The sequence below is a fragment of the Shewanella morhuae genome, from assembly GCF_003028295.1.
Taxonomy (GTDB): domain Bacteria; phylum Pseudomonadota; class Gammaproteobacteria; order Enterobacterales; family Shewanellaceae; genus Shewanella; species Shewanella morhuae.
Map to the genome: position 1 here is coordinate 413847 of NZ_PYSG01000002.1, position 26149 is coordinate 439995.

Consider the following 26149-nt stretch of genomic DNA (forward strand, 5'->3'; position numbering starts at 1 on the left):
GCCTTTAAATATGCTTAATTGTCAGCCTAATATGTGTTTTAGCGTGTCCATATCCAGTTTTCAATCTCTATAGGGTCGACCCCATTAGCTTTAATGTAGTTGCGGTGGTCAACTAACTTTTGCAACATATCAGTCGTAATAGAAACATGCATCGTTTCATCAATAACGCCCTGCTGGAACAGCTTGTAGGCCATATCAATCACTAAATGATAGCGTGAAGTACCATTGCGAACACCCATATCAAATGGTGTTGTTGTTGAGCCTTCTTCTTCATAACCTTTGATTCTGAAGCGGCGACTACCTTTATAATCAAAAATTAATTTCTTGATGGTATTTGGATAGCCGTGATAGTTAAATACTACGCCTTTATCTTGAGTAAATATTTCGTCCATTAACCAAGGTTTTTCTTTAAACTTGCGGCTACCTAAGCCATCACTGCTTAATTCGGTGACACTTACGAAGCGAATTCTCACTCTAGGTAGTAATTCTCTAATGGCGACTAAAGCAGCCATACACTCCTGAGTGACATAATCACCACAGCCTGCTAATACAATGTCTGGATTTTCATCTGATGCAAAATCCCATACCATTACACCATCTTTCGCTTGTTTACGCGCTTCATCTAAGCTCAACCATTGTGGTAGTTCTTTTTTACCAGCAACCAAAATGTTGAGTTTGTCGCGGTCAGCATAAGCGCGTTCGGTATAAACTAAGGTACTGTTAGCATCTGCAGGCAAGTAAGCCGAGATGATTTTAGGATGCTTTTCTAGCATAGCGCCTAAGAACGATGGGTTCTGATGTGAATATCCATTATGATCTTGACGCTCTAGGAGTGAAGATAATACGACGTTGCACGAAGGCAATGGTTTACGGAAATGCACTCCTTGGCTGGCATAGACGTATTTACAGTATTGATCCGCCATCGATGAAATCACTTGCGAGAAGGCTTCATAAGTCGGCAGCATACCGTGACGGCCTGTTACTGTGTAGCCGTGCAACATACCAAAAAGTAAGTTTTCAGAAAGAAGTTCAATTACTCGTCCTTCGCGAGACATATCTTCATCCCAGCTCTCAATCGGCCATTGCCATGCACGATCTGTTTCTTCAAATACAGCTTGGAGTTGATTTGAATAAGTTTCGTCAGGGCTAAAAATACGTAAATTACGTTGATCGCGGTTTAGTTTAAATGCATCACGCATCCACTCGCCCATTTTCAACATTGAGTATCCACGATGACCACGTGGAACCTCTGGGCCATAGCAGAGTTTTTCAAGATCTGGATTGCTTAAAGCTCTAACAACTTCACCACCATAGGTTAAATGTTGACGCCCACAAGCAAGCTGCTTTGGTGGAATGAGTGAACAAATGTCTGCATCAAAAATGAGTTCGCCTTTGTCATTCATTTGATAAAGTTCTTGGAAGTTGTAACTGGCTAGCCAATTATCCAATGCTTCTAGATGACCTTTATCAGTGGCACATTTATTAACGATTACCTGATGCGATTCGCAGTTACCTTCTAGTTTTTTACCCGAATACTCGCTAACGCCTGTCCAACCCTTGGCCGTGCGCATTAAAATGACGGGCCATTTAGGCTTAACCACATCTTCACCGCTGCGTGCGCGGCGTTGGATATCATTGATCATGGTATAGGCGGTATCCATGGCATTGGTCATCTGCACATAGATATCTTCTTCTAATTCGTTATCCACTATGATGGGGAAATAGCCAAGACCACGGAACTCCAGATCTAATTCTTCATGGCTCATGCGGCCCATGCGAGTTGGTCCAGAAATTTTATAACCATTAATATGTACAATTGGTAAAACTGCACCACTTGTTGCGGGAGACACTAAGCGGTTTGCATACCAAGATGCGGCTAATGGGCCAGTTTCAGCCTCTCCGTCACCAATTAAGACTGTTGCGATCAAATCTGGATTATCTAATACAGCGCCCCAGCCAACAGAGAGTGAATAACCTAATTCACCACCTTCGAGGATTTGTCCTGGGGCTTCAGGGTTTGCATGTGAAGGGTAGCCATAAGCTGCGGAGAACTTCTTACAAATATCTTCGATACCAGTTTCATTATAAGGGATTGTTTCTGGATAGAAGTGGCTTAATGAGCCTTCCATAAATAAGTTTGCTTGTACTGCAGGAAAACCATGACCAGGACCAACTAAATAAATGAATGAGCGATTATGCTTTACGATCAGTCTATTAATGTTAGCGTAAACAAAGTTTATCCCAGGGCAGGTTCCCCAATGACCCAATAAACGCGGCTTAATATCAGTATGGGTAAGAGGACGTTTATGCAGGACGTTTTGTTTGAGATAAATCTGCGAAGTCGCAAGAAAGTTAGTTGCTCTAACGTATTTTTTCAGAGCATTGATTTCGTGTACTTGTGTCATATTAAGCCTCACTAAAACAAACAAGAGATAATTGAAGTTTCTATGGGATTACTATATTTGTAATTTTATTACAAAAGTGTGCCCAACATCCAAGTTTTGAAAGTTGTTTTTACTGTTAAAAAAAATGATGTATCTAGATAGTTTTGTTAGTGTTGATTTAACAGTAGCTTATCTTGAGCTGTACTCAGTGATACTCAGGATATTTGAAACTGCAAGTGTGAGCTTGATCACATGGGTGATTTCGAATACTGTGCTATTTTGCTGCGTTGAATTCGGTAGCTGTGATGTTGTAAAGTCACGGATGGATAATTTAAACAATTAAATCTACCGAAATTCTTATATTTAATCTTGGAAGGATTCATTCACCATTGATGTTGTGCCTTTAATGATAATTAGGGGGGCATTCGCTACGGGAAGAAGTAAAATAATATGTTAGAAACCATCGTTAATTTTTTGAATGCGTTACTTTGGGGCAAGTTATTAGTGTATGGGTTGGTAGGAGCGGGTCTCTACTTTACGGTAAGGCTTGGCTTTATCCAATTGACCTACTTTAAACATTCCATCAAAGTCATGACCATGAGTCGCCAAGGTTGCGATAGCGGTCTGTCTTCATTTCAAGTCTTCTGTACCAGTATGGCCGCTCGTGTCGGAGCAGGTAATATGGCAGGTGTCGCTGTTGCTATTGGTGCTGCAGGTCCAGGCGCAGTATTTTGGATGTGGCTAATTGCCGTTTTGGGTATGGCGACCGCTATGGTTGAATCAACCTTAGCTCAGGTTTATAAAGTCAGAGATAACGATGGCCAGTTTCGCGGCGGCCCCTCCTACTACATGGAGAAAGGATTAGGGCAACGCTGGATGGGCGTATTGTTTGCTTTCTTCCTGATTATCGCATTTGGTTTAGTATTTAATGCCGTACAGGCTAATACCATTACTGGTGCTATGGAGCGCGTATTTGGTCTAGATCCCACTTATGTCGGTATTGGATTAGTTATCGCTAGTGGTTTTGTAATTGTTGGTGGTTTGCGTAAAGTTGCCCGAGTGTCTGAGTTTATCGTGCCTATTATGGCGCTTGCCTACATTCTTGTTGCATTTATTATTGTTATTTTCAATATAGAACAATTGCCTGCAATTATTAGTTTAATTGTGAAGAGTGCTTTTGGTTGGCAAGAAGCCGCTGCTGGTGGTGTGGCTTATACTGTGGCACAGGCGATGCAAGCTGGTATTGCTCGTGGTTTGTTCTCGAACGAGGCCGGTATGGGGAGCGCGGCTAATGTCGCGGCAAGTGCATCACCCAATCCGAATCACCCTGCATCGCAAGGCTTTGTGCAGATGATGGGCGTATTTGTTGATACTATCGTTATTTGTACGGCAACGGCTGCGATCATCCTACTTTCTGGTGATATTGGCTCGAGCGATGATGGTATTCGTCTAACGATTAATGCGATGTCATCCCATGTTGGTGATTGGGGGGGGGCATTTATTGCGGTGGCGATCTTTTTATTCTGTTTTACATCTATCATTGCCAACTACTCGTATGCTGAGACGAACGTGATGTTTTTAACAGGAAATTGCACTAAAGCGTTACCTTTGTTCCGCTTGTGCGTTCTCGGTATGGTCATGTTTGGCGCGGTTGCTAAGATAAGCTTAGTATGGGATCTTGCTGATGTTTCGATGGGGCTAATGGCTATCGTTAACATTGTGGCTCTATTACTGTTATCAGGCTTGGCGATTCGTGTCATTAATGATTATCGCAACCAAATTAAAGCCGGTAAAACACCTGAGTTTGACCGTAGCAAGTTTCCAGAGCTATTAGATCAGCTTGACGATGATATTTGGCAAGATACCACTATGGCATCTGCTAAAAAACCGTAATTATTGTTTGGTTTAATGATTAACGAGATATAAAACGGATAGCCATAATCGAAAAAACCACGCTGTTTAAGCGTGGTTTTTTTATTTTCGTTCAGTATCATAGAAACTTATTTTTGCTTTATGTTAGGAGTTTTTTAATGTTGATATTAGTTTCACCTGCGAAAACCCTAGATTTTGAACAGCCACCTTTAACCAAAGAGCACTCACAATCTGACTTTTTAACGTCTAGTCAGGAGTTGATCCAAGTCTGCCAACAACTAACGCCTGCCGATATTGCCACTCTAATGAAGGTAAGTGATAAAATTGCGGGTTTAAATGCGGCGCGTTTTGGACAATGGCAGCCAAACTTGAATTTAGACAATGCCAAGCAAGCTATTTTTGCTTTTAGAGGGGATGTGTACACGGGGTTTGATGCCGATACTTTATCTGAAACTGAGATAACTCAAACGCAATCACAGTTACGTATTTTATCGGGCCTTTATGGCTTATTGCGGCCACTCGATTTGATTTTACCTTACCGCTTAGAAATGGGCACAGCGTTGGCGAATCCTAAAGGTAAAAACCTCTATGAGTTTTGGGGTAACACATTAACTGAAGCTGTGAATAAAACACTCGTAGAACACGAAGACGACATTATTGTTAACCTTGCTTCTAATGAATATTTCAAGGCAATAAAAGTTAAAAAGCTTCAAGGGCAATTAATTACGCCTGTCTTTAAAGATTGTAAAAAGGGTCAGTATAAAGTGATCAGCTTTTTTGCTAAACGTGCTCGCGGCATGATGGCGAGATATCTTATTCAGAATCAAGTTAATAGTTTAGCTGGGCTAAAAGCATTTAATGTTGCGGGTTATTATTATAGTGAAGAGCAAAGTTCGCCAGCCACACCTACATTTCTACGTGCTGAGCAATAGCAGAATATCAAAATGATGCGTATTTGCAGAGAACAGCAAATGCTGTTCTCTGCTCGCTAGCGCTACTTTTTAGATGAAACAATCAAGGGGGTTAGCGTTGTGGTTGAATTTGCCATGATATAAGCAAATTGTGCATAAGCTGCAACGTTTTGAGCTAACGCTGCGGGATCTATTTTATCTAAAGTATCATTTGGCGTGTGATGGTAATCGAAGTAATCGTGACCATCTTGTCTCAGTGAGGCAACTGGTACACCTAAAGCGGGCAGCATAGACACATCAGGCCCACCAGAAGCTTGGTTATTGCCCAATACAACACCATTGAATGACATTGGACTCAGTGCTTTTTGTACCGCTGCAAATGCGCTCTCGTTAACCTTGGTATCGATTTGATAAATTCGGCCTGCACCAAAATCAGATTCAGCAGCAATATAGTGCAATGGCAATTCGGCTTTGTGCGCCTTCGCATAGGCTTTGCCGCCCATAAGCCCGATCTCTTCAGCGGCATATAACACGACTCTTACTGTACGCGCTGGTTTTATGGGTAAATCTTGGATATGTTTAGCTGCCGCCGTTACAATAGCAACTCCTGCGCCATCATCAATAGCACCCGTACCTTCATCCCACGAATCTAAGTGCGCACTAATGAGTACGATTTCATTGGGTTTACTGCTACCCGTTACTTCAGCAATCACATTATAAGAAGTATTAAAGCCTAAATTTTTTGGTGACATATATAATTCAAGTATTGCATTAGGATCACGCTTTAGCAGTGCATTAACTAAATCAGCATCAGGATTGGACATGGCAGCAGCAGGGATCTGGGGAACTCCATCTTGATAGCGCATGACGCCAGTATGAGCCATGCGGTCATGATCTGTGCCTATGGAGCGAATAACGATAGCTACAGCCCCTTTTTGTGCAGCAACAACTGCGCCCTTTGAGCGTCCGCCGACACTTTTACCATAGCCTTCACCGGTTATATGGCGTTCTGTTTTCTGATCAATAAAGGCAATCTTACCTTCGACCATTTCAGGCCTAGCTTGCTGAAGTGCTTCTAAGCTATCAAAACGTGCTATTTGAGCTTGTATTCCACTACTAGGGGTCGCAATGCTTCCACCTAGCGCAGTGATGACCAGTGGCTGTTCAACAGGGGCTATTATTCTGGCGTTGGCTTCACCTCGCTCCCAAATAGGAACTTGTACCGGTTCTTTATAAACACGATCAAATCCAAGACTTGTCAGCTTATTCATCGCCCAATTTACCGCGATAATATCTTTTGGACTTCCGGCTAGTCTTGGACCAACTTCAACAGTAAGAGATTCGACTAAATCGTAGCCTAATTGAGAAGACAGTGCCGCTTGTTGTAATTTAACGACGTCAGTGGTGGGAGAAGTTTTTACTTGGGTCTGACAGGCACTTAAACTGGTGATTAAAAGGCTTGAAAGTAGTGTCGTTTGATAGGGCTTCATTAGATTTCCTTTGTTTTTATTAAGCATGTCCCATTTTTAAAAACAATCTAGCAAAAAGTGTGCTTTATGTCCCGACTATATCCGTTAGGCAACGCTATATTAGGACAGGGGTTAGTTTTAGGAGATAAAGTGCGTAATGAATATTGAATTAATGCAGGAGCGAGCCGATCACGCTGTAGTACTTTTAAAGGCTCTGGCAAATGAACGCCGTTTATTTATTCTTTGTTATTTATTAAATGAAGGAGAAATGTGCGTTGGCGAAATGAATAAGAAATTAGGCTTAAGTCAATCAGCGCTATCACAACACCTTGCTTGGTTACGTAAAGATAATTTGGTCACCACACGTAAAGAAGCGCAAACAGTATTTTATTCGCTTAAAAGTGATGAAGTGCGGGAGATGATCCACTTACTAAATAATATTTACTGTCACTAAGTAAAATTTTAGAAATAAAAAAACCGGCAATTGCCGGTTTTTTTCATTTGCTATTAGTAGATTAAGCAGCGATTGCTTTGATCTTAGCATTCAAACGAGCCTTCTGACGACCAGCTTTATTCTTATGAATAAGACCTTTAGTCGCCATACGGTCAACGATTGGTTGTGCAACAGCAAAAGCTTCTGTTGCTGCTTTGTGATCGCCTGCTTTAATTGCAGCGATTACTTTTTTAACGTATGTACGTAACATTGAGCGACGGCTGGCGTTATGCTGACGACGCTTTTCAGATTGAAGCGCGCGCTTCTTTGCAGACTTGCTATTAGCCAAGGTGCAACTCCTAAAAACTGGATTTGATACTTTTAAAGGCCGAGGAATATGCCTGCATTTAGTCACTTTGTCAATGACTATGATTGAATATTCATCATAAAGATAAATTAATCCAACCTGCCTTGGCTATCTTCAACCCAACTCGTGTAATATGTGGCGCAATTCTAGCAGCTATTACCGCAGTGTGACAGAGCCTGAATCGATTTTTTGAGATGTATCACCTAATCAATTCGATAAGGGTCTGGGGGACGTTTGAGTAGAAAATTATTAAGATCGGGTATGATAGTCAGCGCTATGACATTGATATCGCGAGTTTTAGGCCTTGTTAGAGATGTCGTTGTTGCTAATTTAATGGGTGCAGGAACCAGTGCGGACGTGTTTTTCTTTGCCAATAAAATTCCTAACTTTTTACGCCGTTTATTTGCTGAAGGGGCTTTTGCTCAGGCATTTGTGCCTGTTTTGACCGAATATCAAGAAAAACACACCGCTGAAGAAACCCGTGATTTACTCAGTAAGGTCGCTGGAACATTAGGCCTACTCGTTACAATAGTGACTCTCATTGGTGTGATTGGCTCACCGGTATTATCAGCTTTGTTTGGTGGCGGTTGGTTTATTGCTTGGCTTAATAATGAGCCAGATGGCGCTAAATTTGAGCTGGCAACTGTTGTACTTAAAATTACTTTTCCATATTTATGGTTTATTACTTTTACCGCATTAGCTGGGTCAATTTTAAATACCCGTGGACGTTTTGCTGTTTCAGCGTTTACCCCTGTATTTCTGAATGTGGCGATAATTACCGCGGCTATCGTTTATGCGCCAACGTCGACGCAACCGGAAATTACACTGGCTTGGGGGGTTTTTTGTGGTGGATTAATCCAATTTTTATTTCAGATTCCTTTCTTGCTGCGTGAAAAAGCACTCGTTAAACCGTCTTGGGGATGGCATCACCCTGGTGTAGTAAAAATCAGAACTTTGATGATCCCCGCTTTATTCGGTGTATCGGTTTCACAGATAAACTTATTGTTTGATACCTTCATCGCCAGTTTTTTGATGACGGGATCAATTAGTTGGCTCTACTACGCCGATCGCTTATTAGAGTTCCCGTTGGGGTTATTTGGTATTGCGATAGGCACAGTTATTTTACCTGCACTATCACGAAATCATATCAATGCCGAGGGTGAAGGTTTTGGCAAAACGATGGATTGGGGAGTTAAGGCGATTTTGTTATTAGGTTTGCCTGCGATGATGGGCTTAATTGTGCTCGCAAAACCTATGTTAATGGTGTTATTTATGCGCGGCGCTTTTTCGATACATGATGTAGAAATGGCTTCTTATAGTTTGATGGCTTATGGAAGTGGTTTACTCAGTTTTATGCTGATAAAAGTACTGGCTCCTGGTTACTACTCCCGTCAAGATACTAAAACGCCTGTGCGTTACGGCATTATCGCTATGGTCACTAACATGGGCTTTAATTTATTGTTTGCTATTCCTTTTGGTTATGTTGGGCTGGCTATTGCGACTTCTATGTCAGCATTGCTTAATGCCACCTTACTTTACCGTGGATTGCATTTAGCCGGTGTTTATCGCGTTTCTAAGCCGACAATGGTGTTTTTTGCTAAAGCCGTGGTTTCTACTGCCTTGATGGTGATAGTCTTATATTACTTTTTGCCTTCGCAACAAATTTGGTTGAACTGGCATTTGCTTGAGCGGGCAAAAGCCTTGATTGGCTTGATTTCAGTGGGGGCTTTGAGTTACTTACTGGGGTTGCTTTTGCTCGGAATTCGTCCTTGGTCCATTAAACGGGGAGTTTGATTGCTGATTCTCATCGCTAGCTGTTATATAATCAGCCGATTTGCGCTTAGCAGTTGTCTAAAGTTATGGAATTAATCCGCGGTACACATAACATTTTGTCATCTCATCACGGTTGCGTGTTGACGATAGGTAATTTTGACGGCGTTCACCGTGGTCATGCGCAAGTCATCGCTAACTTAGTGCGTAAAGCAAGACAATTAGGATTACCTTCTACTTTAATGACCTTTGAGCCACAGCCACAAGAGTTATTTTGCGGCAATAATGCGCCCGCTCGCCTGAGTCTATTGCGTGACAAAGTCATGCTGCTTGATGAGTTAGGTGTTGAGCGGTTAGTGTGTATTAACTTTAACCGTGCCTTTGCGAGTCAACCAGCAGAGCATTTTATTGAAGAATTGTTGGTGCGTAAGCTAGGTGTAAAATACCTCGTTGTGGGCGATGATTTTTGCTTTGGTCAAGGCCGTAAAGGTAATTTTGACATGCTTGTGCAGGCAGGTATTCAATATGGCTTTACCGTGGTCAGCACTCAAAGCTTTATGCTGGGCTCGCTAAGAGTAAGCTCTACCGCTGTGCGTGAACAATTGGCAAAGGGTAATCTTGAGCAGGCTAGGCGCTTACTCGGTCATCCTTTTACCTTGAGTGGTCGTGTGGCACATGGGCAAAAAATTGGCCGCACTATAGGTTTCCCCACTGCCAATATCGCTTTAAAGCGTAATGTTGTGCCTGTGCGCGGTGTGTTTGCGGTCAAATGTTATTGGGATAACAGCGATATTTATGAGGGCGTAGCCAATATTGGCTTTCGTCCTACAGTCAACGGTCAAGTGTGTCAGCTGGAAGTGCATCTTTTTGATTTTGAAGGTGACATTTATGGCAAACATGTTGAAGTCGAGTTAGTAGCTAAACTCCGTGATGAACAACTTTTTGACTCATTGGATGCGCTTAAACAACAGATTTTGAATGATGCAAATGAAGCCCGAGCTTTATTTGGTAATGATGCAGGCTAAAATTTATCAGTTTAATTAACGGTATAGGATCAATGAGCGACTATAAATTTACTTTGAATTTGCCGGAAACAGAGTTTCCGATGCGTGGTAATTTGGCAAATCGTGAGCCAGAGATGTTAGAGCGCTGGACAAAAGACGGTTTGTATCAGCAGATCCGCGATAGCCGAATTGGTCGTACTCCTTTCATTTTGCATGACGGCCCACCGTATGCCAATGGCAGTATTCATATTGGTCACTCAGTGAATAAGATCCTCAAGGACATTATTGTTAAGTCAAAAACTATGTCTGGTTTTGACGCGCCTTATGTACCAGGTTGGGATTGTCACGGCTTACCTATTGAACTAAAAGTTGAGCAAAAAGTCGGTAAGCCGGGTCAAAAAATTACCGCAGCAGAATTCCGTGAAGAATGCCGCAAATATGCGGCAGAGCAAGTCAACGGTCAACGCGAAGATTTTATCCGTTTGGGCGTGTTGGGTGATTGGCAAAACCCATATCTAACAATGGATTTTTCAACTGAAGCCAATATCGTTCGTTCTTTATCTAAAGTCATTGAAAGCGGTCATTTGCATAAAGGCGTAAAGCCAGTGCATTGGTGTACTGATTGTGGTTCTGCATTAGCTGAAGCCGAAGTTGAATACGAAGACAAAACATCACCGGCTATTGATGTGGCATTTGTTGCCGTAGATAGCAAAGCTGTTGCGGCTAAGTTTGGGGTAAGCAACTACTCACATCCTGTTTCTATGGTGATTTGGACAACCACACCCTGGACTTTACCTGCGAACCGCGCCTTGTCTTTAAGCGCTAATCTGGATTACAGCTTAGTCGAGTTTGAAAAAGACGGCGTAACACAAGCGCTTATTTTAGCAGAAGTGTTAGCAGAATCTTGCCTGACTCGTTATAACGTTGAACAGCATATTGTACTAGGCTCAGCCAAAGGCGAAGAGTTTGATCTTATTCGCTTTAAACACCCATTCTTAGATTTTGATGTGCCTGCTATTTTAGGTGACCACGTTACTACTGATGCGGGTACTGGTATTGTTCATACCGCGCCAGGCCATGGTCAAGACGATTTTGTGGTTGGGCAAAAGTACGGTTTAGAAGTAGCAAACCCTGTTGGTGACAACGGTGTATACAAGCCTGATACCGAGTTTTTTGCAGGTCAGCATGTATTTAAAGCTAACGATAACGTGGTTGCTTTACTGAGAGAAAAGGGCGCCTTGCTAAATCATGTGGCTTATCGTCATAGCTATCCACATTGCTGGCGCCACAAAACTCCGATTATCTTCCGTGCAACGCCGCAATGGTTCATCTCTATGGATAACCATGGCCTGCGTACGCAAGCATTGAAAGAAATCGAACAGACCCAATGGATCCCTGATTGGGGCCAAAGTCGAATTGAAAAAATGGTTGAAAACCGCCCTGACTGGTGTATCTCACGCCAACGTACTTGGGGTGTGCCTATCACGCTATTTGTGAATCGTGAAACCGAAGAGTTGCACCCAGATAGCGTGTCACTAATGGAACGTGTGGCTAATCGCATTGAACAGCAAGGCATTCAGGCTTGGTGGGATCTCGATGCTGCCGAGTTACTCGGCGATGAAGCTGATCAATACCGTAAAGTAACTGATACCTTAGATGTGTGGTTTGACTCAGGGTCTACTTTCTCGTCAGTGGTAGCCGCGCGTCCTGAATTTAAAGGACATGGCGTTGACTTGTATCTTGAAGGGAGCGACCAACATCGCGGCTGGTTTATGTCATCTTTGATGATTTCAACTGCAATGAATGGCAAGGCACCGTACAAGCAAGTACTTACCCACGGTTTTACCGTCGATGGCAAAGGCCGTAAGATGTCAAAATCTATCGGTAACGTGATTGCACCACAAACGGTAACTAACAAATTAGGCGCCGATATTCTGCGTTTATGGGTTGCGGCAACAGACTATAGCGGCGAGATGACGGTTTCTGACGAAATCTTAAATCGCAGCGCCGATGCCTATCGTCGTATTCGTAATACTGCACGTTTCCTATTAGCCAACTTAAACGGTTTCGATCCTACTAAAGACTTAGTCGCCGTTGAAGAGATGGTGGCGTTAGATCGCTGGGTTGTGCGCCGTGCTGCTGCGCTGCAGCAGGAAATTATTGAAGCCTATGAGCAATATAACTTCCATATCGTAACGCAAAAACTGATGCAGTTCTGTTCAGTTGAATTAGGCAGTTTCTATCTAGACATTATCAAAGATCGTCAATACACGGCTAAGCAAGAAGGCCATGCACGTCGCAGCTGTCAATCGGCGTTGTATTTAATTTCTGAGGCCATGGTACGTTGGATTGCGCCAATTCTAAGTTTTACTGCCGATGAAGTATGGCAACTATTGCCTGGCGAGCGTGAAGCCTATGTCTTTACTCAAGAATGGTATCAAGGTTTGAAATCAGTCACTTTAGCGACGGACTTAAGCGACGATTATTGGCAGCAACTGCTAACCGTGCGTAACGAAGTCAATAAAGCGATTGAACAAGCTCGCCGTGATAAACGTATCGGTGGTTCATTAGAAGCGGAAGTGACTTTGTTTGCCGATGCAGCTTTGACTGAGCAATTAACCCATATCGGCGATGAGCTAAGATTTGTGTTATTGACCTCTGAAGCCAAAGTCTTGCCTTTAGCGAATGCGACATCGGAAGCGGTTGAAACTGAGCTGGCATCATTGAAATTAGTGGTTGCTTCAAGCACTGCTGAGAAGTGTGAGCGTTGTTGGCACCACAGAGAAGAGGTCGGCACCATTGAAGCCCACCCAACACTCTGTACTCGCTGCGTAACAAACATTGAAGGCGACGGCGAAGTTCGTCAGTTTGCGTAACGGCTTAGGTAAAGGAAAGTTATGCCATTAACTTGGAAGAACAGTGGCTTACGTTGGTATTGGGTGGCTGTATTGGTGTTTTTAGCCGATCAGCTATCTAAACAATGGGTCTTAGCTAATTTTGATTTGTATGAATCAGTTAAATTATTGCCATTTTTTAACTTCACTTATGTGCGTAACTACGGTGCAGCATTTAGTTTTTTAAGTGAGGCTGGCGGTTGGCAGCGTTGGTTATTTACGATTGTCGCAGTTGGATTTAGCACTTTACTGACAGTGTGGTTGCGTAAGCAATCTGCTTCGTTGTGGAAACTAAATCTGGCCTACACCTTAGTGATTGGCGGTGCATTAGGTAATTTGATTGACAGATTAATGCATGGCTTTGTGATTGATTTTATCGATTTTTACTGGAATAAAAGCCATTACCCCGCGTTCAATATCGCTGATGCTGCTATTTGTATTGGTGCCGTATTGATTATTTGGGATGCATTTTTAAGTGGTAAGTCTGAAACAGCTAGCGACAAAGGGGTTGAAAAGTGACTGTAACACGTTCTTTATTATGCCATATGAATATTGTGCTTTCTGATGGTTCAACCGCTGATAGCACTAAAGCTTCAGGTAAGCCTGCTCGATTAAATGTGGGTGATGGTACGCTGAGCCCTGCATTTGAAGCGCAATTGGTAACGCTTGCTGAAGGCGACCAGCACAGTTTTACGCTTGAAGCGATTGATGCCTTTGGTGAATCGAATCCTGATGCTATTCATTATCTAGATAGAAGCCGTTTTCCGGCAGACATGAGTTTAGAAGCGGGCGTGATTGTTAGCTTTGCTGGTCCTGGTGGCAGTGAAATCCCTGGTATTGTGCGCGATGTCGCGGGTGATTCCATTACTGTTGATCTGAATCATCCTCTGGCTGGGCATAAAATCACATTTGAACTGGACGTTGTAAAGGTACTTTAAGATGAAACTCGATCCTACTAGCCCAAGTTTAAATATTATGCTTGCCAATCCGCGTGGTTTTTGTGCGGGTGTCGATCGTGCTATCAGTATTGTTGAGCGGGCGTTGGAATTGTTTTCACCGCCTATTTATGTTCGTCATGAAGTCGTACATAACCGTTATGTCGTACAAAATCTGAAGGATCGAGGGGCGATTTTTGTTGAAGAGTTAGATCAGGTGCCAGACAACAACATTGTTATTTTCAGTGCACACGGTGTATCTCAAGCGGTGAGACAAGAAGCTAAAGCCCGTGGTTTAAGAGTGTTTGACGCAACGTGTCCTTTAGTCACTAAAGTCCACCTTCAAGTCACCCGCGCCAGTCGTAAAGGTATTGAATGTATCTTGATTGGCCACGAAGGCCATCCTGAAGTTGAAGGGACTATGGGGCAGTACGATAACCCCAATGGAGGTGTTTATCTTATTGAATCTCCAGCAGACGTAGAGACACTTGTTGTTCGTGACCCGAATAATCTATGTTTTGTCACACAAACGACCCTGTCGGTTGATGACACCCTCGATATTATTGCCGCGTTACTGAAACGCTTTCCGTCTATCGAAGGCCCGCGTAAAGATGATATCTGCTATGCCACGCAGAATCGTCAAGATGCAGTGCGTAATCTCTCGGCGGATGTTGATTTATTGATTGTCGTTGGTTCAAAAAATAGCTCTAACTCTAATCGTTTACGCGAGTTAGCGTTAAAGACAGGGACACAATCTTATTTAGTGGATACCGCTGATGATGTTGAATCAAGCTGGTTTGAGAATGTGACTCGTGTAGCGGTAACAGCAGGCGCCTCAGCCCCTGAGGTTTTGGTCCAGCAAGTTGTTCAGGCTATTGCTAAGTTAGCACCTAGCGTGGTGACTGAAGTTGAAGGCCGCAAAGAAGACACTGTGTTTGCGGTACCCGCCGAGTTGCGCTAAAACGATGGAGATTAATCATTAATAACAAAGAGGCGAAAGCCTCTTTTTTATTATCTTAAATTCGTTCAAAGCATAATGATGTCAATGCTTATATACTAATGTTACTGGCTACTTACATTTTACTCATATATCATTAACTGTTATTAATTTATTATCGTAAGACTAAGATTTTTAAAGATAAACACTCGGACATTTGTTAACGATATGAAAAACACCAAATGCTTTACTCAAAAAATATTTCAGCGAGGCTTCTCATTAATCGAAGTGCTTGTCGCATTGGTGATTTTAGTCATTGGCTTAATTGGAATTTTTAATCTACATATCGTAGCAAAACGTGGCAGTTTCGAGTCATTTCAACAAACTCAAGCCTCTTATTATGCAAATGACATGATAAACAGAATTAAATTAAATCGCACCCAGATTAGTTTGTATGCCGATACGTATTCTAGTGTCGCATCTTCACCAACTCCGAGTTGTAAAGGGGCTAATTTATGCACGCCTAGTCAAGTAGTACTAGCCGATAAATACGAGTGGAAACAAGCCATCTTTGGAGAAACCGAGAAAGTTGCAGGAAAGGCTGTCGGTGGATTAGACACTCCTACTGGATGCGTAACTGTGGTTGGTAATGTTGTTACTGTGACATTAGCCTGGAAGGGGATTAGTAGTACATCAGATGCGGGTGGCGATTGTGGTACGGCAAGCACTCGGCGACGAGTTTATTCAATCCAAACAGTGATTATGTAAATGACACAATCAGTTATTAAGCTAAAGCGCTTTCAATTTGGTATGTCACTTGTTGAGCTTATGGTGGCTATGGTCATTGGGTTATTTTTAACTGCTGGCGTATTCACCATGTTCAATATGTCTTCATCTAATGTGACAACAACAAGCCAATTTAATCAGTTACAAGAAAATGGTCGAATTGCATTATCGATTATGGAACGAGATATCACTCAACTCGGTTTTATGGGTGATATGACGGGGACAGATTTTATTCTTGGTAGCAATACGACTGTTAATGCTGCAATTTCTGGGGCGGATTGCATTGGCGCGGGATTGAATAATGCCTCCCTACCCAACAATCAACCTGCACATTTCAGGTTGTTATGGGGTTATACCAGTGGCGGTAGCGCTTCGTTAGCATGCTTGTCTGGTGTTAAATCTGACACCGATGTACTTCAGTTAAAAAGATTAATTGGTCCATCTGCAGTTGCTAATTCAACAGGGTATTACGTTGCTGCAACATCGAGTCAAGCCATATTTTTTAATTCAGGAGCCCCTTCTGTAGCCCTTCCAAATGCTCGAGTCTGGGAGTATCAACATCATGTTTATTATATCGATGAAGCCAATAACACGCCTATGCTTAATCGAAAAACGCTAACTAATTTAGGCATGAATAATGATGAGCAACTGGTAGAGGGTATTGAAAATATTCGATTTTTGTATGGTTTTGATGACAATGGTGACGGAACGCCAGATAGTTTTATACCTGCATCAAGTGTCACATCATTAATGTGGGATAACGAAGGGTTCCAACGGTTAGTTGCTATTAAGATTTATGTGCTGGTTCGAACAACTCAAGCCGATAGTACCTATAATACTAGCGAAGCAACCTATCAATTAGGTGATAAAACTTTTAATGCACCTAATGACCATTTTCGACGCAAGGTGATGTCAACAACGGTGGTATTGGAAAATCCATTACTAATCCGTAGCTAGCTTGAGGCAATTATGAAAAATAAATCAATGAAAAATCAAAAAGGAGTGGTGCTATTCTTTGCCTTGATAGTATTGATTCTAATGACTTTAATTGGCGTGGCTTTAGCCGTAAATTCCACACAGTCGCTGCGAATGGCAGGTGCAGGTGCTGAACGTATTGAGGCTAATGCAATTGCTAACGGTGCGCTAGATAGCGTCATTAATAAATATAAAGGTGCAGCATTTGCCAATATGATGGTTTCTCAGCCAGATAGTTTGCTTGGTGGGAAACAACTTTTAGTGCCAATGCCATGGGATGGGACGGTAAAAGATGTTAGTTGCCAACGTAGTAGTAAAGCAAATGGTGCCAATTTAATTAGCTGTCGTCGGCTTGAAGTCGAAAGTGTTAGAGCATTTGGTCGAGAAAGCTTAGGCCAATTAGAAGTTGTTGCAGGTATTGAGCAAGAAGTGCTTACTGGGAGCTAAAAATGTTGAAAATATTAACCTTTATCTGTGTGTTTGTTTTGATTGGTATATCAAGTCAATCACATGGCGATGACACTGAACTCTATGTATTTGAAACTGCTACTGATGCCGGCGCACGCCCTAAGGTGCTGATTATATTTGATAACTCTGGCAGTATGGATACGAAGGAGAATGTCCCTGATCCTGATTTCATTCCCCCAGTGGACTATGATTCTGACTATAACCCATCAAAAGATTATTCCGGCTCTGGCATAAAAAATATTGTTTATTTCTCAACGAGCTCGAGTGCTAACCTTGAGTCATTGTTAAGTTCAAACCAGCGTTTTTATAGCAAATATAATGGTTGTCACCAGAGTTGGACGCCTTTAGCTGATATTGGTTTTTTTAAAGGGCGTGTAGGTGAACACTACTCTAAAAATTGGGGCAGTCTTAGAACTAATCAAGGTTTAACTACGAAAAGACATATAGATTGTTTGGAAGATATAACTGCAGAAGACCCAATAAACTCGAGCGACTACGGTAACTCAGGTTTTCCCAAGGATGGTTCTTCAAGTACTCCTTATACTCATGTCTCTAGCCCATCAAATAATGGTTGGGCGGCGGCTATAAAGACTGCTAAAAAAACGGATATAAGCAAATTAGGCTCGGTAACTCTTTACTCTGAAAACTATCTTTTATGGTACAAAAAACTTAAGGATGGCATTATTCCAATCGTTTCAAAGAAACGTATTGATATTGCAAAAAAATCGATTTCTGATGTAATTAAAACTACACCCTCAGTTGATTTTGGCTTAGCAGTATTTAACACTAATAATAATTCTTCAGGAAAAGATGGTGGACGAATCGTGTCGGGTATTCGAGACATGAGTCCGGGTACGACTCCAGGGATTGCTGCGAGAAATAATATATTAACAAAAATAAATCTATTAAATCCCGAAACAAACACACCATTGTGTGAGACATTATTTGAGGCATATCGATACTTATCGGGTGGGGCGATAATGTTTGGCCACCAAGATAGCAATAGTCCTAGCTGGGATAAAAGTGTCGAGTCTGGTTCAAACTATATGTCTCCGCTTAAAATCTGTACTGATATGGCGTATGTTATTTATATAACCGATGGTGCGCCAAATTATGATAATGCTGCAAACACTTCAATAGTGAGTATTACTTCTAAGGCTAATAAACTAGGAAATTATACTGCTGTATCAGCTAAAAATGCTGGTGGTCAGTACGAAAGTAATTATCTTCCGGCGTTAGCTAGTTATATGTATCAGAATGATTTAGTTAATAAAAATGATGATAATGGTGATAATCCACTACAAAATGTGAGAACTTTTACAATTGGTTTTAGCTCTGGTGCTGACGATGCTGCACCTTTACTGATTGAGACGGCAAAGCGTGGGGGCGGTAAATATTTTGCGGCGCAAGATAGCTTACAGTTAACGAATGCATTGTCGGATGCATTGAGCTCAATTTTAGAGATCGATTCAAGTTTTACCTCACCCAGTATTGCAAGTAATAACTTCGATCGCACTCAAACCTTTGATTCTGCATATTATGCGATGTTTTTACCCGGTAAAGGACCACGGTGGACTGGTAATCTTAAAAAGTTAAAAGTGAATTCTAGCGGAACATTGGTCGATGCTAAAGGAAGTATCGCCATTGGTGACAATGGTAATATTAAGAAAGAAGCCTGTACGTTTTGGACTAATTGCAGTGGCGGTACCGATGGTAATCAAGTTGAAATCGGTGGCGTAACACAAATGCTGGAAGGGCTTACTAAACGAAAGGTATTAAGTAATACCGCCAGCGGTAATGGACTCGAAGAGCTTACCATTGCTAATGCCGCCAATGGCAGTAAGGCAAATTTAGCTGCTTATATGAGTATTGATGAAACTGAACTTGATGCTACATTCAAATGGCTATTGGGTGTAGATGTGGACGATGAAGATGGGGATAACAGCACCACAGACAAACGTAAAGATATTATGGGAGATCCATTACATTCTAAACCACTAGCAATTAATTTTGGAACGAGTGCAGCCCCTGATATTAGAGTTCTCTTAGGAACTAACCACGGGCTCTTGCATATGTTTAAAGACTCAGGAGTGAGTGTTGATGAAACATGGGCATTTATGCCCTATGAACTACTACCGAACGTACCAATATTACGTGAAAACTTACCTGGCGGTCATTACGTATATGGTATGGATGCATCTCCTGTCGCTTATGTAAAAAGCAGTATTGATGGTACTAAGCCAAGTGATGTTTGGGTTTTTGCTGGAATGAGACGGGGTGGCTCTTCGTATTATGCATTAAATGTAACGTCGCCAGATACTCCTAGCTTAATGTGGGCTATAAATCCTGAAACACCTGGGTTTTCTGAATTAGGACAAACATGGGCTGAACCAATTATTACCTTAATTCCTGGGCATAGCACACCCGTACTTATTTTTGGTGGTGGATACGATGTTAGCTACGACTCAACTCCGTCAGGCACTCCTTCAGGAAGAAATGTTTATATCGTTGATGCAAAGTTAGGGACTTTATTGCACACATTTGGCCCTTCAGCAGGCACGAACGCTACCGTGTTACCTGGAATTATTGACAGTATACCTAATGCTGTTGCGGTTTTGGATAGTAACAATGACGGTGTTACTGACCGAATTTATGCGACAGATACTGGTGGTAATGTTTGGCGTATGGATTTACCTAGCGAGGATGATAAGACTTGGACCGCCTACAAATTTGCTTCATTAGGTGGAGACTTAGCCGCTGATAGACGTTTTTTTGCCGAACCAGTGGTTGCTCAAACTACATTTAATAATATTTCTGAAGTGTCCGTTGTTGATCCCAGTGGTGCAAAGACAGTGACTAAAAACTATCAGAATGTTCCTTATGATGCCATTGCCATCGGTAGCGGCAATAGGCCAACACCCTTATCTAAATCAACTGAAGATATGTACTATGTACTTCAGGATCGTAATGTTATCACTAAGAGTTATGGCGGTAGTGGTAATCCAGTAGCACCAGCAGCGATTACGCTGGGTAATTTGTATAATGTAACTGCAGCACCTCCGAAAACGGAGACTGAAAACATCGCATTTGGTAAGAAGCTAGGGTGGTATTATGACTATCCAACCGCGGGAGAAAAAAGTCTAACGGCCAGTTTAATCGTTGACGGGAAAGTTTACTTTACGTCATTTGTTCCTCCATCTCAGTCAGTATCAGACACAGTATGTACAGTTTCTGGTTTAGGTCGACTGTACGTTTTTGATTTGCATAAAGGCACTCGTACACTCACCAGTGTGTATTACGAATTAGGTGAACGGGTTCCGGATACACCGCAAATAGTCATTCCCACTCCTGAATCAGGAAAGGACCCGTATATTTATATTATTGGTGTTGGAAAAGGTGAGAAGCGAGATGATGGTGAATATAGCGGAACAATAAATGTAGGCTCAGGATTAGGGGTCAACAAAATTTATTACCATATAGATGATAATTAATGTAGATGAGAGTATGAAAGAAAATAAAGGTTTTACGTTGATAGAGGTAATGATTACGGTTGTTATAGTCGGTATTCTTGCTTCTATTGCCTATCCTTCTTATACGCAGTATGTCATTAAAAGTGCGCGTTCTGAAGGCGTAGCTGCAGTGATGCGAGTTGCTAATTTGCAGGAGCAGTATTATTTAGATAATCGTACTTATACAACCGATATGACTAAATTAGGACTAGATAAAAGTCCGTTTATTACTGAACATGGACACTACAGTGTAACGTCAACTGGAACAACAACGACAACAGTGACAGCAACGGCAATAGGTATCCAAGCATCTCGAGATGCCACAGCTTGTCCAACTATTACATTGACTAGTGATGGAGTAAAAGGGCCGTCAGAGGAGTGTTGGAAATGAATAAGTTAATATATGGTATTTTTGCAGCATTAATCGGGTTTAATTGTAGTGCAGCTGAAAGTGCTCAAGATTATAAGTGCTATATTAAATCTTCATATGGTAATGAGTATATCGTGTTTTTTAAATGGAAAGATAAAAATGTGCGCCGACATATGGCAGCATTACCAGCAACACAATTAACAGATCGAATGAATAAAAAGTATTTTGTTAAAACTGTTGATGAATGTATCACCATGGATAAGGAGTTTGTTTCAACTACCGCAAAAAAACTAGATCTGCAAACATTGAGGTAGCATTTGAAATATAAGTATTATTTAGGTGCACCCCATATCTTTTGCTCCAAACTTTATTAGCCCTGATGGTGATATGTTAATGCTACGAGAACCAGATGCTTTTCCATCTGGGCAGTAAATAAAAGCCCCTCCGGAGGAAAGACCATCGGGTGAAAACGTTATGTGTTCGCCATTTTTATTGTTAGCTGCAATTTTTGCAGGTCCTTTAACGCTATCATTAGTATTAAAGCTATCTATAGAACGTAAATTGTTAGTGGCGCCAATATAAACTCTAATACCATTATTCCAGTTTGTTCCACATGAAGAAACGCTAGCAAATGGACAGACATTAACGGTAGCACCATAGTTTATCGCTTGGTTTCGAGCAAAAGCCATAATGTCATGTATTTTTTCAATGTTACTATTTGCTCTAAAGCCTTCATACATAGATATGAGTGACGGAACCCCGATAGTTAATAATATGGCAGCAATTGCAATCGTGACCATTAACTCTACTAAGGTAAAGGCTTTTTTTTTATCGCGCATAATTTTTAATCCTTACTTATATTCTGTAAAGTATAAGCGAGAATCATATCAGTTTCAGTATAATTGAACCGAATCTAACTCCTAATCATGTAATTTAGTGATGCTTTACTCATTATTCTTACTAACTACATTTTATGTTGTTTTCTGTGGAAAAACGTACCCTACCTGCCTGATTGACAATAATAGCTCTAGAGTAAGGATTTGTTACAGATAATGGGCAATATTTTAGTGTTCCATTAGTGCCTGACGCTAAGCCATCTGGCTGGAAACGAATTGTAGTTCGATTGTATTGGACAATGTCTTTTGAGTGGAATGCGTTTGTTGTGTACAGTTTTTTATCATTACTATCGAGTTGACTATTATTGTTAGTATCAATGAAGACGGTTAATCCGACCTGCCAGTTAGAGTCGCACTTTTCGTCAATAATAGCGCAAACGGTAACTTTTTTATTATAAGAAATAGCTTGGTTACGCGCTAATTGCAGTGTTTGCTGGATAATACGTATACTGCTATCAGCTCTATAGTTTGTATAGAAATCAGTTAATGACGGCACTCCAATCGCCAGTAAAATTGCTGATACAGATAGTGTAATGATAAGTTCAATGAGGCTAAAACCTTGCTTGTGAGTTTTCATACACTTCCTTGTTATTCATACGCTGGCATCCTGCGAGCGAGTTAATAATAGATCAAGAATGTAAGTATAAAATCAGATACTAAAAGTAAGGCACTTTTTTTAGATTGTTATGGACTAACAGCAATATTGTAGAAACTGTGTTTTATGCGCTAAGCATCACATTAGCTTCAACATTATCCTCACCCCGTGTAAGCTAGCGTTATTCTGTTTATTTATATTAATGCAAGATATGAGAGATTCTGATGAAAAAAGTTGAAGCTATTATTAAACCATTTAAATTAGATGACGTGCGCGAATCACTTGCAGAAATAGGCATAACTGGCATGACAGTGCTCGAAGTTAAAGGCTTTGGTCGTCAGAAAGGTCATACTGAACTCTACCGTGGTGCTGAGTATATGGTGGATTTTTTGCCTAAAGTTAAAATTGAATTAGTGATCCAAGATGAACTACTTGAGCAAGCAATTGATGTCATTGTTGAAATTGCACGTACTGGGAAAATTGGTGACGGTAAAATTTTTGTGACTGATGTTGAGCGAGTTATCCGAATTAGAACCGGTGAAGAGAACGAAGAAGCGGTATAGCCTGCTTTGATACGATTGGATCTTTGCTGAGTGTTAGCGCGAGCGTTTTTCAACCTAAATATGGGTAAATCATACTCATACTAAGTTCAGTTGATAACCAATTTTATGGCTGGAATATCAAGTATTGGGCATACATGCTTCACTCTGTACGAAAAACACTCGTTCATATGGTGGCACTGAAGATTTTAGCCCTCTTTGATTTTTATTGTGGACGATAATCCAGTTTAATCATTTAGTTTCTGAACTATCTTTAATGGCAATCCCTCAATATTACGCGACTAATGTAGTTATCTCTTATCTGTTACATGATATAACTTAGCTACGTAAATATGCTCTACGAGGTTGTAATTTTGGCTACAAAAAGAATAGTGATTGTGGGTGGCGGGGCAGCTGGCCTAGCACTTGCTTCTAAGTTGGGCCGTAAATGGGGTGGCAGTGATGTCGTCGATGTGTGCTTAATTGACAAAAGTCCTATTCATATATGGAAACCTAAGTTACATGAAGTCGCTGTTGGCGTAATAGATCAATCAATTGAAGGGTTACTCTATCGTGATCACGGACTTAAAAATGGCTATCGCTATATTCGCGGCGAGATAGAGCTGTGTGACCCTGATACCAAATCAATTCAGTTAGCAGCGGTCTATAATGATGATGGTGAGTTACTTTTAGCTCCGCGCCAAATTGATTATGATATTTTAGTGCTCGCATTAGGTGGAGTATCAAATAGTTTCAATACCTTAGGCGCTGATGAGCACTGCATATTCTTAGACAATCTTGAAAATGCTAACTTATTTCACCATAAATTACTTGATGCATTACTCCAATTAAACGAAACGCAGGAAAGAGTTAGCATAGGTATTGTGGGCGCTGGCGCAACAGGTGTCGAATTAGCGGCTGAACTACACCATGTAATTGAGTCTGTTAAGGAATATGGTTACCTAAATATAGCCAAACATCATCTCGAGGTGCATTTAATTGAAGCGTCATCGAAAATACTACCTCAATTACCTGAACGTGTTAGTGCTAGGGCTCAGGCTGTCTTGGATAAAATCGGGATCCGTTTGCATATTGGGGTACAGGTTAAAGAGGTGACGCATGACGGCTTTGTTACGCAAGATGGTGATATCATTAAGGCTGGTTTGAAAGTATGGGCTGCTGGTGTGAAAGGGCCAAAAGCATTTCAGAATTTCACTAAACTCCCAATAACCTCACGTAATCAAATCGAAGTAGATACTTGTATGCGCGTTAAGGGGCAACAAGATATTTATGCTTTAGGTGATTGCGCACTATTAATCCAAGACTCTGGCAAACCGGTACCCCTAGAGCTCAGGCTGCTGCACAGATGGCTGATACTTTATTTGGTAATATTGTTAACCGTTTACAAGATAAACCCGAAAAAGCGTTTATTTATAAAGATTACGGCTCGCTCGTTTCTTTAAGTCGTTTTTCGGCAGTAGGTAATTTGATGGGGAATTTGCGTTCAGGCGATTTATTCGTTGAGGGGCATCTTGCTAGGTTGATGTATATTTCTTTATATCAAAGGCACTTAGCGAGTCTTTATGGTTGGTTTTCTGCTATTGTCTATCGTATTGCACAAAAATTATTAAAATGGCAGCGACCAAAGCTTAAGTTACATTAATCGTTGTGAATTTGAGCAACAAAAATAGAGAGCAATAGCTCTCTATTTTTGTTTGGGTATAGTCGATGAATCACGAATAACAGGTTCTGGGGTAAAAGTTTTAGAATTTGTTGCACTATGCTCGCGACGTTTGGCAATTAATAACTCAGTGGCAACTTGAGCAATTTCAGCATTCGGCTGGTGAACAGTAGTTAACTTTGGCCAAGTTTGACGTGAGAATGGGCTATCTTCAAAACCTACAATGGATAAGTCAGTCGGTATATCTAAACCTGCCAAACGGGCAGCAAAAAGTGCACCAGCGGCAATTTCATCATTACAAGCTACGATGGCAGTGGGACGATTTTTTTGTTTAATTAATTGGTTTGCACCATCGACACCAGACTCAAATGAATACTTTCCTTCAATTATGTAGTTTTTATCCAATTTTAAGCCGTTGTTTGTTAATGCTTGTTTAAAACCGAGTAATCGCTCTTTGGTTGATTTATGATGTAAATCACCGCTTAAAAATGCGATGTGTTTGTGGCCTAAATCAATTAAGTGTTGAGTTATTTCAATCGCACCAAATTTGTCGTTGACTAAAATAGTGAGTCCATTTGAGTCATTATCTTTTTCCCCCGCGATGATCCGCACATAATGAGCATCAATTTCTGTCAGTGCTTTAAGCACTTTAGGATCTTCTGAAAGAGGTGGCGTTAGTACGAGTCCTGCCAGCCTAGAGTATTTGACCAGCGCTGTAAGCTCATCACAAATCGTCTCCGATTTTGCATTGCAAGGGTGAATAACCAGTTCGTAGCCTTTACTCTTACATGCCTCTAAAATCCCATTTTGCATGTCAATAATATAATATGCATTCGGGTTATCGTAAATAAAACCAATAGCATAGGATTTATTTCCTGCGAGATTTCTTGCTGCTAAATTTGGCTGGTAATGGAGTGCTTTTATTGCCTCATTCACTTTCTCAACGGTGGCTTGTTTTACTGAAGGTTCGTTATTGGTCACACGGGATACCGTCTTGATAGACACTCCTGCATGTTTAGCTACGTCGTTGATAGTGACTTTCATTGATGTAAAACTCTTTATAAGGTCGTGAAGGTATTAGCTGCTTAATGAACGGAAATCCTTCACTCGTCATTTACAAGCTGACATTTATTATCTGTATTTTTTATTTATACCCTTATAGTGCGAGCTTTTATAGTGCTTAGCAATCTTGAATTGTTACAAATTAGCGTTTTTTGTGAATGTTACAACGATGCAATAAGTTGTAAATTTACACCGTCAGACATAACGATATGTTTTATAATCATTTTTAGTTTTAATGGTCATCATTATTTTAAGTTGGCGACATTTTTTTGTGGTTACTGTTATTTTGTTG

The 26149-nt window shown here is 41.1% G+C and carries 22 protein-coding genes and 1 pseudogene; 17 read left to right on the plus strand and 6 right to left on the minus strand.

Features of this window, described 5'->3' with window-relative positions; translation table 11 throughout:
- Positions 1 to 38: 38 nt before the first annotated feature.
- On the minus strand, positions 39 to 2405 hold the full coding sequence (locus tag C9I43_RS02395) for a phosphoketolase family protein (RefSeq protein ID WP_076497045.1): 2367 nt from the start codon (positions 2403 to 2405) through the stop codon (positions 39 to 41).
- A 429-nt stretch (positions 2406 to 2834) separates the two neighbouring features.
- On the opposite strand from C9I43_RS02395, the gene C9I43_RS02400 reads away from it, so the two are divergent.
- Positions 2835 to 4277, plus strand: a complete 1443-nt coding sequence (locus C9I43_RS02400) for an alanine/glycine:cation symporter family protein (RefSeq protein ID WP_107881874.1) — start codon at positions 2835 to 2837, stop codon at positions 4275 to 4277.
- Positions 4278 to 4414: 137 nt separating this feature from the next.
- Complete coding sequence (yaaA, locus tag C9I43_RS02405) at positions 4415 to 5188, plus strand: peroxide stress protein YaaA (protein WP_076497043.1); 774 nt, start codon at positions 4415 to 4417, stop codon at positions 5186 to 5188.
- A 62-nt stretch (positions 5189 to 5250) separates the two neighbouring features.
- Here yaaA and C9I43_RS02410 read toward each other — a convergent pair whose 3' ends face one another.
- Complete coding sequence (locus C9I43_RS02410; protein ID WP_107881876.1) at positions 5251 to 6657, minus strand: M28 family metallopeptidase; 1407 nt, start codon at positions 6655 to 6657, stop codon at positions 5251 to 5253.
- Positions 6658 to 6793: 136 nt separating this feature from the next.
- Here C9I43_RS02410 and C9I43_RS02415 point away from each other — a divergent pair, with 136 nt between their 5' ends.
- Positions 6794 to 7090 carry an ArsR/SmtB family transcription factor gene (locus C9I43_RS02415; protein ID WP_006084975.1) on the plus strand — a complete coding sequence of 99 codons (297 nt, stop codon included), beginning with the start codon at positions 6794 to 6796 and terminating at the stop codon, positions 7088 to 7090.
- A 61-nt stretch (positions 7091 to 7151) separates the two neighbouring features.
- Here the strand turns inward: C9I43_RS02415 and rpsT are convergent, their stop codons facing one another.
- Positions 7152 to 7418, minus strand: coding sequence for a 30S ribosomal protein S20 (gene rpsT, locus C9I43_RS02420; protein WP_076497041.1), 267 nt, complete (start codon positions 7416 to 7418; stop codon positions 7152 to 7154).
- A 252-nt stretch (positions 7419 to 7670) separates the two neighbouring features.
- On the opposite strand from rpsT, the gene murJ reads away from it, so the two are divergent.
- From murJ to C9I43_RS02480, 12 genes are all read left to right on the plus strand, one after another.
- A complete protein-coding gene (gene murJ / locus C9I43_RS02425) occupies positions 7671 to 9230 on the plus strand; it encodes a murein biosynthesis integral membrane protein MurJ (protein ID WP_076497040.1) in 1560 nt (519 codons plus the stop codon).
- A 65-nt stretch (positions 9231 to 9295) separates the two neighbouring features.
- Positions 9296 to 10231 (plus strand): bifunctional riboflavin kinase/FAD synthetase, encoded by a 936-nt coding sequence (gene ribF, locus C9I43_RS02430; protein ID WP_107881878.1) that lies wholly within the window; start codon positions 9296 to 9298, stop codon positions 10229 to 10231.
- A 32-nt stretch (positions 10232 to 10263) separates the two neighbouring features.
- On the plus strand, positions 10264 to 13086 hold the full coding sequence (ileS, locus tag C9I43_RS02435) for an isoleucine--tRNA ligase (RefSeq protein WP_107881880.1): 2823 nt from the start codon (positions 10264 to 10266) through the stop codon (positions 13084 to 13086).
- 21 nt (positions 13087 to 13107) lie between these two features.
- Positions 13108 to 13623 (plus strand): signal peptidase II, encoded by a 516-nt coding sequence (gene lspA / locus C9I43_RS02440; RefSeq protein ID WP_076497037.1) that lies wholly within the window; start codon positions 13108 to 13110, stop codon positions 13621 to 13623.
- Entirely contained in the window at positions 13620 to 14042 is a 423-nt protein-coding gene (gene fkpB / locus C9I43_RS02445; protein ID WP_107881882.1) for an FKBP-type peptidyl-prolyl cis-trans isomerase, read from the plus strand. The genes lspA and fkpB overlap by 4 nt, the downstream gene beginning before the upstream one ends.
- Before the next feature lies 1 nt (position 14043).
- Positions 14044 to 15000 carry a 4-hydroxy-3-methylbut-2-enyl diphosphate reductase gene (ispH, locus tag C9I43_RS02450; protein WP_076497035.1) on the plus strand — a complete coding sequence of 319 codons (957 nt, stop codon included), beginning with the start codon at positions 14044 to 14046 and terminating at the stop codon, positions 14998 to 15000.
- Between the two features lie 204 nt (positions 15001 to 15204).
- Positions 15205 to 15744 carry a type IV pilus modification protein PilV gene (gene pilV, locus C9I43_RS02455; protein WP_107881884.1) on the plus strand — a complete coding sequence of 180 codons (540 nt, stop codon included), beginning with the start codon at positions 15205 to 15207 and terminating at the stop codon, positions 15742 to 15744.
- Positions 15745 to 16719, plus strand: a complete 975-nt coding sequence (locus tag C9I43_RS02460; protein ID WP_107881886.1) for a PilW family protein — start codon at positions 15745 to 15747, stop codon at positions 16717 to 16719.
- Between the two features lie 27 nt (positions 16720 to 16746).
- Positions 16747 to 17184 (plus strand): pilus assembly PilX family protein, encoded by a 438-nt coding sequence (locus C9I43_RS02465; RefSeq protein WP_076497081.1) that lies wholly within the window; start codon positions 16747 to 16749, stop codon positions 17182 to 17184.
- Positions 17185 to 17186: 2 nt separating this feature from the next.
- Positions 17187 to 20696 (plus strand): pilus assembly protein, encoded by a 3510-nt coding sequence (locus tag C9I43_RS02470; protein ID WP_107881888.1) that lies wholly within the window; start codon positions 17187 to 17189, stop codon positions 20694 to 20696.
- A 13-nt stretch (positions 20697 to 20709) separates the two neighbouring features.
- Positions 20710 to 21105, plus strand: coding sequence for a type IV pilin protein (locus C9I43_RS02475; RefSeq protein ID WP_107884008.1), 396 nt, complete (start codon positions 20710 to 20712; stop codon positions 21103 to 21105).
- Positions 21102 to 21398, plus strand: coding sequence for a TapY2 family type IVa secretion system protein (locus C9I43_RS02480; RefSeq protein ID WP_107881890.1), 297 nt, complete (start codon positions 21102 to 21104; stop codon positions 21396 to 21398). Before C9I43_RS02475 ends, C9I43_RS02480 begins: the two co-directional genes overlap by 4 nt.
- 21 nt (positions 21399 to 21419) lie before the next feature.
- On the opposite strand, the gene C9I43_RS02485 is transcribed toward C9I43_RS02480, so the two are convergent.
- Positions 21420 to 21923, minus strand: coding sequence for a GspH/FimT family pseudopilin (locus C9I43_RS02485; protein ID WP_076497030.1), 504 nt, complete (start codon positions 21921 to 21923; stop codon positions 21420 to 21422).
- Between the two features lie 121 nt (positions 21924 to 22044).
- Complete coding sequence (locus C9I43_RS02490; RefSeq protein WP_107881893.1) at positions 22045 to 22557, minus strand: GspH/FimT family pseudopilin; 513 nt, start codon at positions 22555 to 22557, stop codon at positions 22045 to 22047.
- 242 nt (positions 22558 to 22799) lie between these two features.
- On the opposite strand from C9I43_RS02490, the gene C9I43_RS02495 reads away from it, so the two are divergent.
- Entirely contained in the window at positions 22800 to 23138 is a 339-nt protein-coding gene (locus C9I43_RS02495) for a P-II family nitrogen regulator (protein ID WP_076497028.1), read from the plus strand.
- Between the two features lie 350 nt (positions 23139 to 23488).
- Positions 23489 to 24777 (plus strand): annotated as a pseudogene (locus C9I43_RS02500) (NAD(P)/FAD-dependent oxidoreductase).
- Between the two features lie 42 nt (positions 24778 to 24819).
- On the opposite strand, the gene C9I43_RS02505 reads toward C9I43_RS02500, so the two are convergent.
- Positions 24820 to 25839, minus strand: coding sequence for a LacI family DNA-binding transcriptional regulator (locus C9I43_RS02505; RefSeq protein ID WP_076497027.1), 1020 nt, complete (start codon positions 25837 to 25839; stop codon positions 24820 to 24822).
- Positions 25840 to 26149 lie beyond the last annotated feature (310 nt).

Coding starts and splice junctions, on each gene's coding strand:
- C9I43_RS02410 (WP_107881876.1), bottom strand. CDS start 6,657: ATGAAGCCCTATCAAACGACACTACTTTCAAGCCTTTTAATCACCAGT.
- C9I43_RS02480 (WP_107881890.1), top strand. CDS start 21,102: ATGAATAAGTTAATATATGGTATTTTTGCAGCATTAATCGGGTTTAAT.
- C9I43_RS02470 (WP_107881888.1), top strand. CDS start 17,187: ATGTTGAAAATATTAACCTTTATCTGTGTGTTTGTTTTGATTGGTATA.
- C9I43_RS02400 (WP_107881874.1), top strand. CDS start 2,835: ATGTTAGAAACCATCGTTAATTTTTTGAATGCGTTACTTTGGGGCAAG.
- C9I43_RS02505 (WP_076497027.1), bottom strand. CDS start 25,839: ATGAAAGTCACTATCAACGACGTAGCTAAACATGCAGGAGTGTCTATC.
- ribF (WP_107881878.1), top strand. CDS start 9,296: ATGGAATTAATCCGCGGTACACATAACATTTTGTCATCTCATCACGGT.
- C9I43_RS02395 (WP_076497045.1), bottom strand. CDS start 2,405: ATGACACAAGTACACGAAATCAATGCTCTGAAAAAATACGTTAGAGCA.
- C9I43_RS02465 (WP_076497081.1), top strand. CDS start 16,747: ATGAAAAATCAAAAAGGAGTGGTGCTATTCTTTGCCTTGATAGTATTG.
- C9I43_RS02475 (WP_107884008.1), top strand. CDS start 20,710: ATGAAAGAAAATAAAGGTTTTACGTTGATAGAGGTAATGATTACGGTT.
- C9I43_RS02415 (WP_006084975.1), top strand. CDS start 6,794: ATGAATATTGAATTAATGCAGGAGCGAGCCGATCACGCTGTAGTACTT.
- C9I43_RS02485 (WP_076497030.1), bottom strand. CDS start 21,923: ATGCGCGATAAAAAAAAAGCCTTTACCTTAGTAGAGTTAATGGTCACG.
- C9I43_RS02490 (WP_107881893.1), bottom strand. CDS start 22,557: ATGAAAACTCACAAGCAAGGTTTTAGCCTCATTGAACTTATCATTACA.
- C9I43_RS02460 (WP_107881886.1), top strand. CDS start 15,745: ATGACACAATCAGTTATTAAGCTAAAGCGCTTTCAATTTGGTATGTCA.
- ispH (WP_076497035.1), top strand. CDS start 14,044: ATGAAACTCGATCCTACTAGCCCAAGTTTAAATATTATGCTTGCCAAT.
- ileS (WP_107881880.1), top strand. CDS start 10,264: ATGAGCGACTATAAATTTACTTTGAATTTGCCGGAAACAGAGTTTCCG.
- lspA (WP_076497037.1), top strand. CDS start 13,108: ATGCCATTAACTTGGAAGAACAGTGGCTTACGTTGGTATTGGGTGGCT.
- pilV (WP_107881884.1), top strand. CDS start 15,205: ATGAAAAACACCAAATGCTTTACTCAAAAAATATTTCAGCGAGGCTTC.
- C9I43_RS02495 (WP_076497028.1), top strand. CDS start 22,800: ATGAAAAAAGTTGAAGCTATTATTAAACCATTTAAATTAGATGACGTG.
- yaaA (WP_076497043.1), top strand. CDS start 4,415: ATGTTGATATTAGTTTCACCTGCGAAAACCCTAGATTTTGAACAGCCA.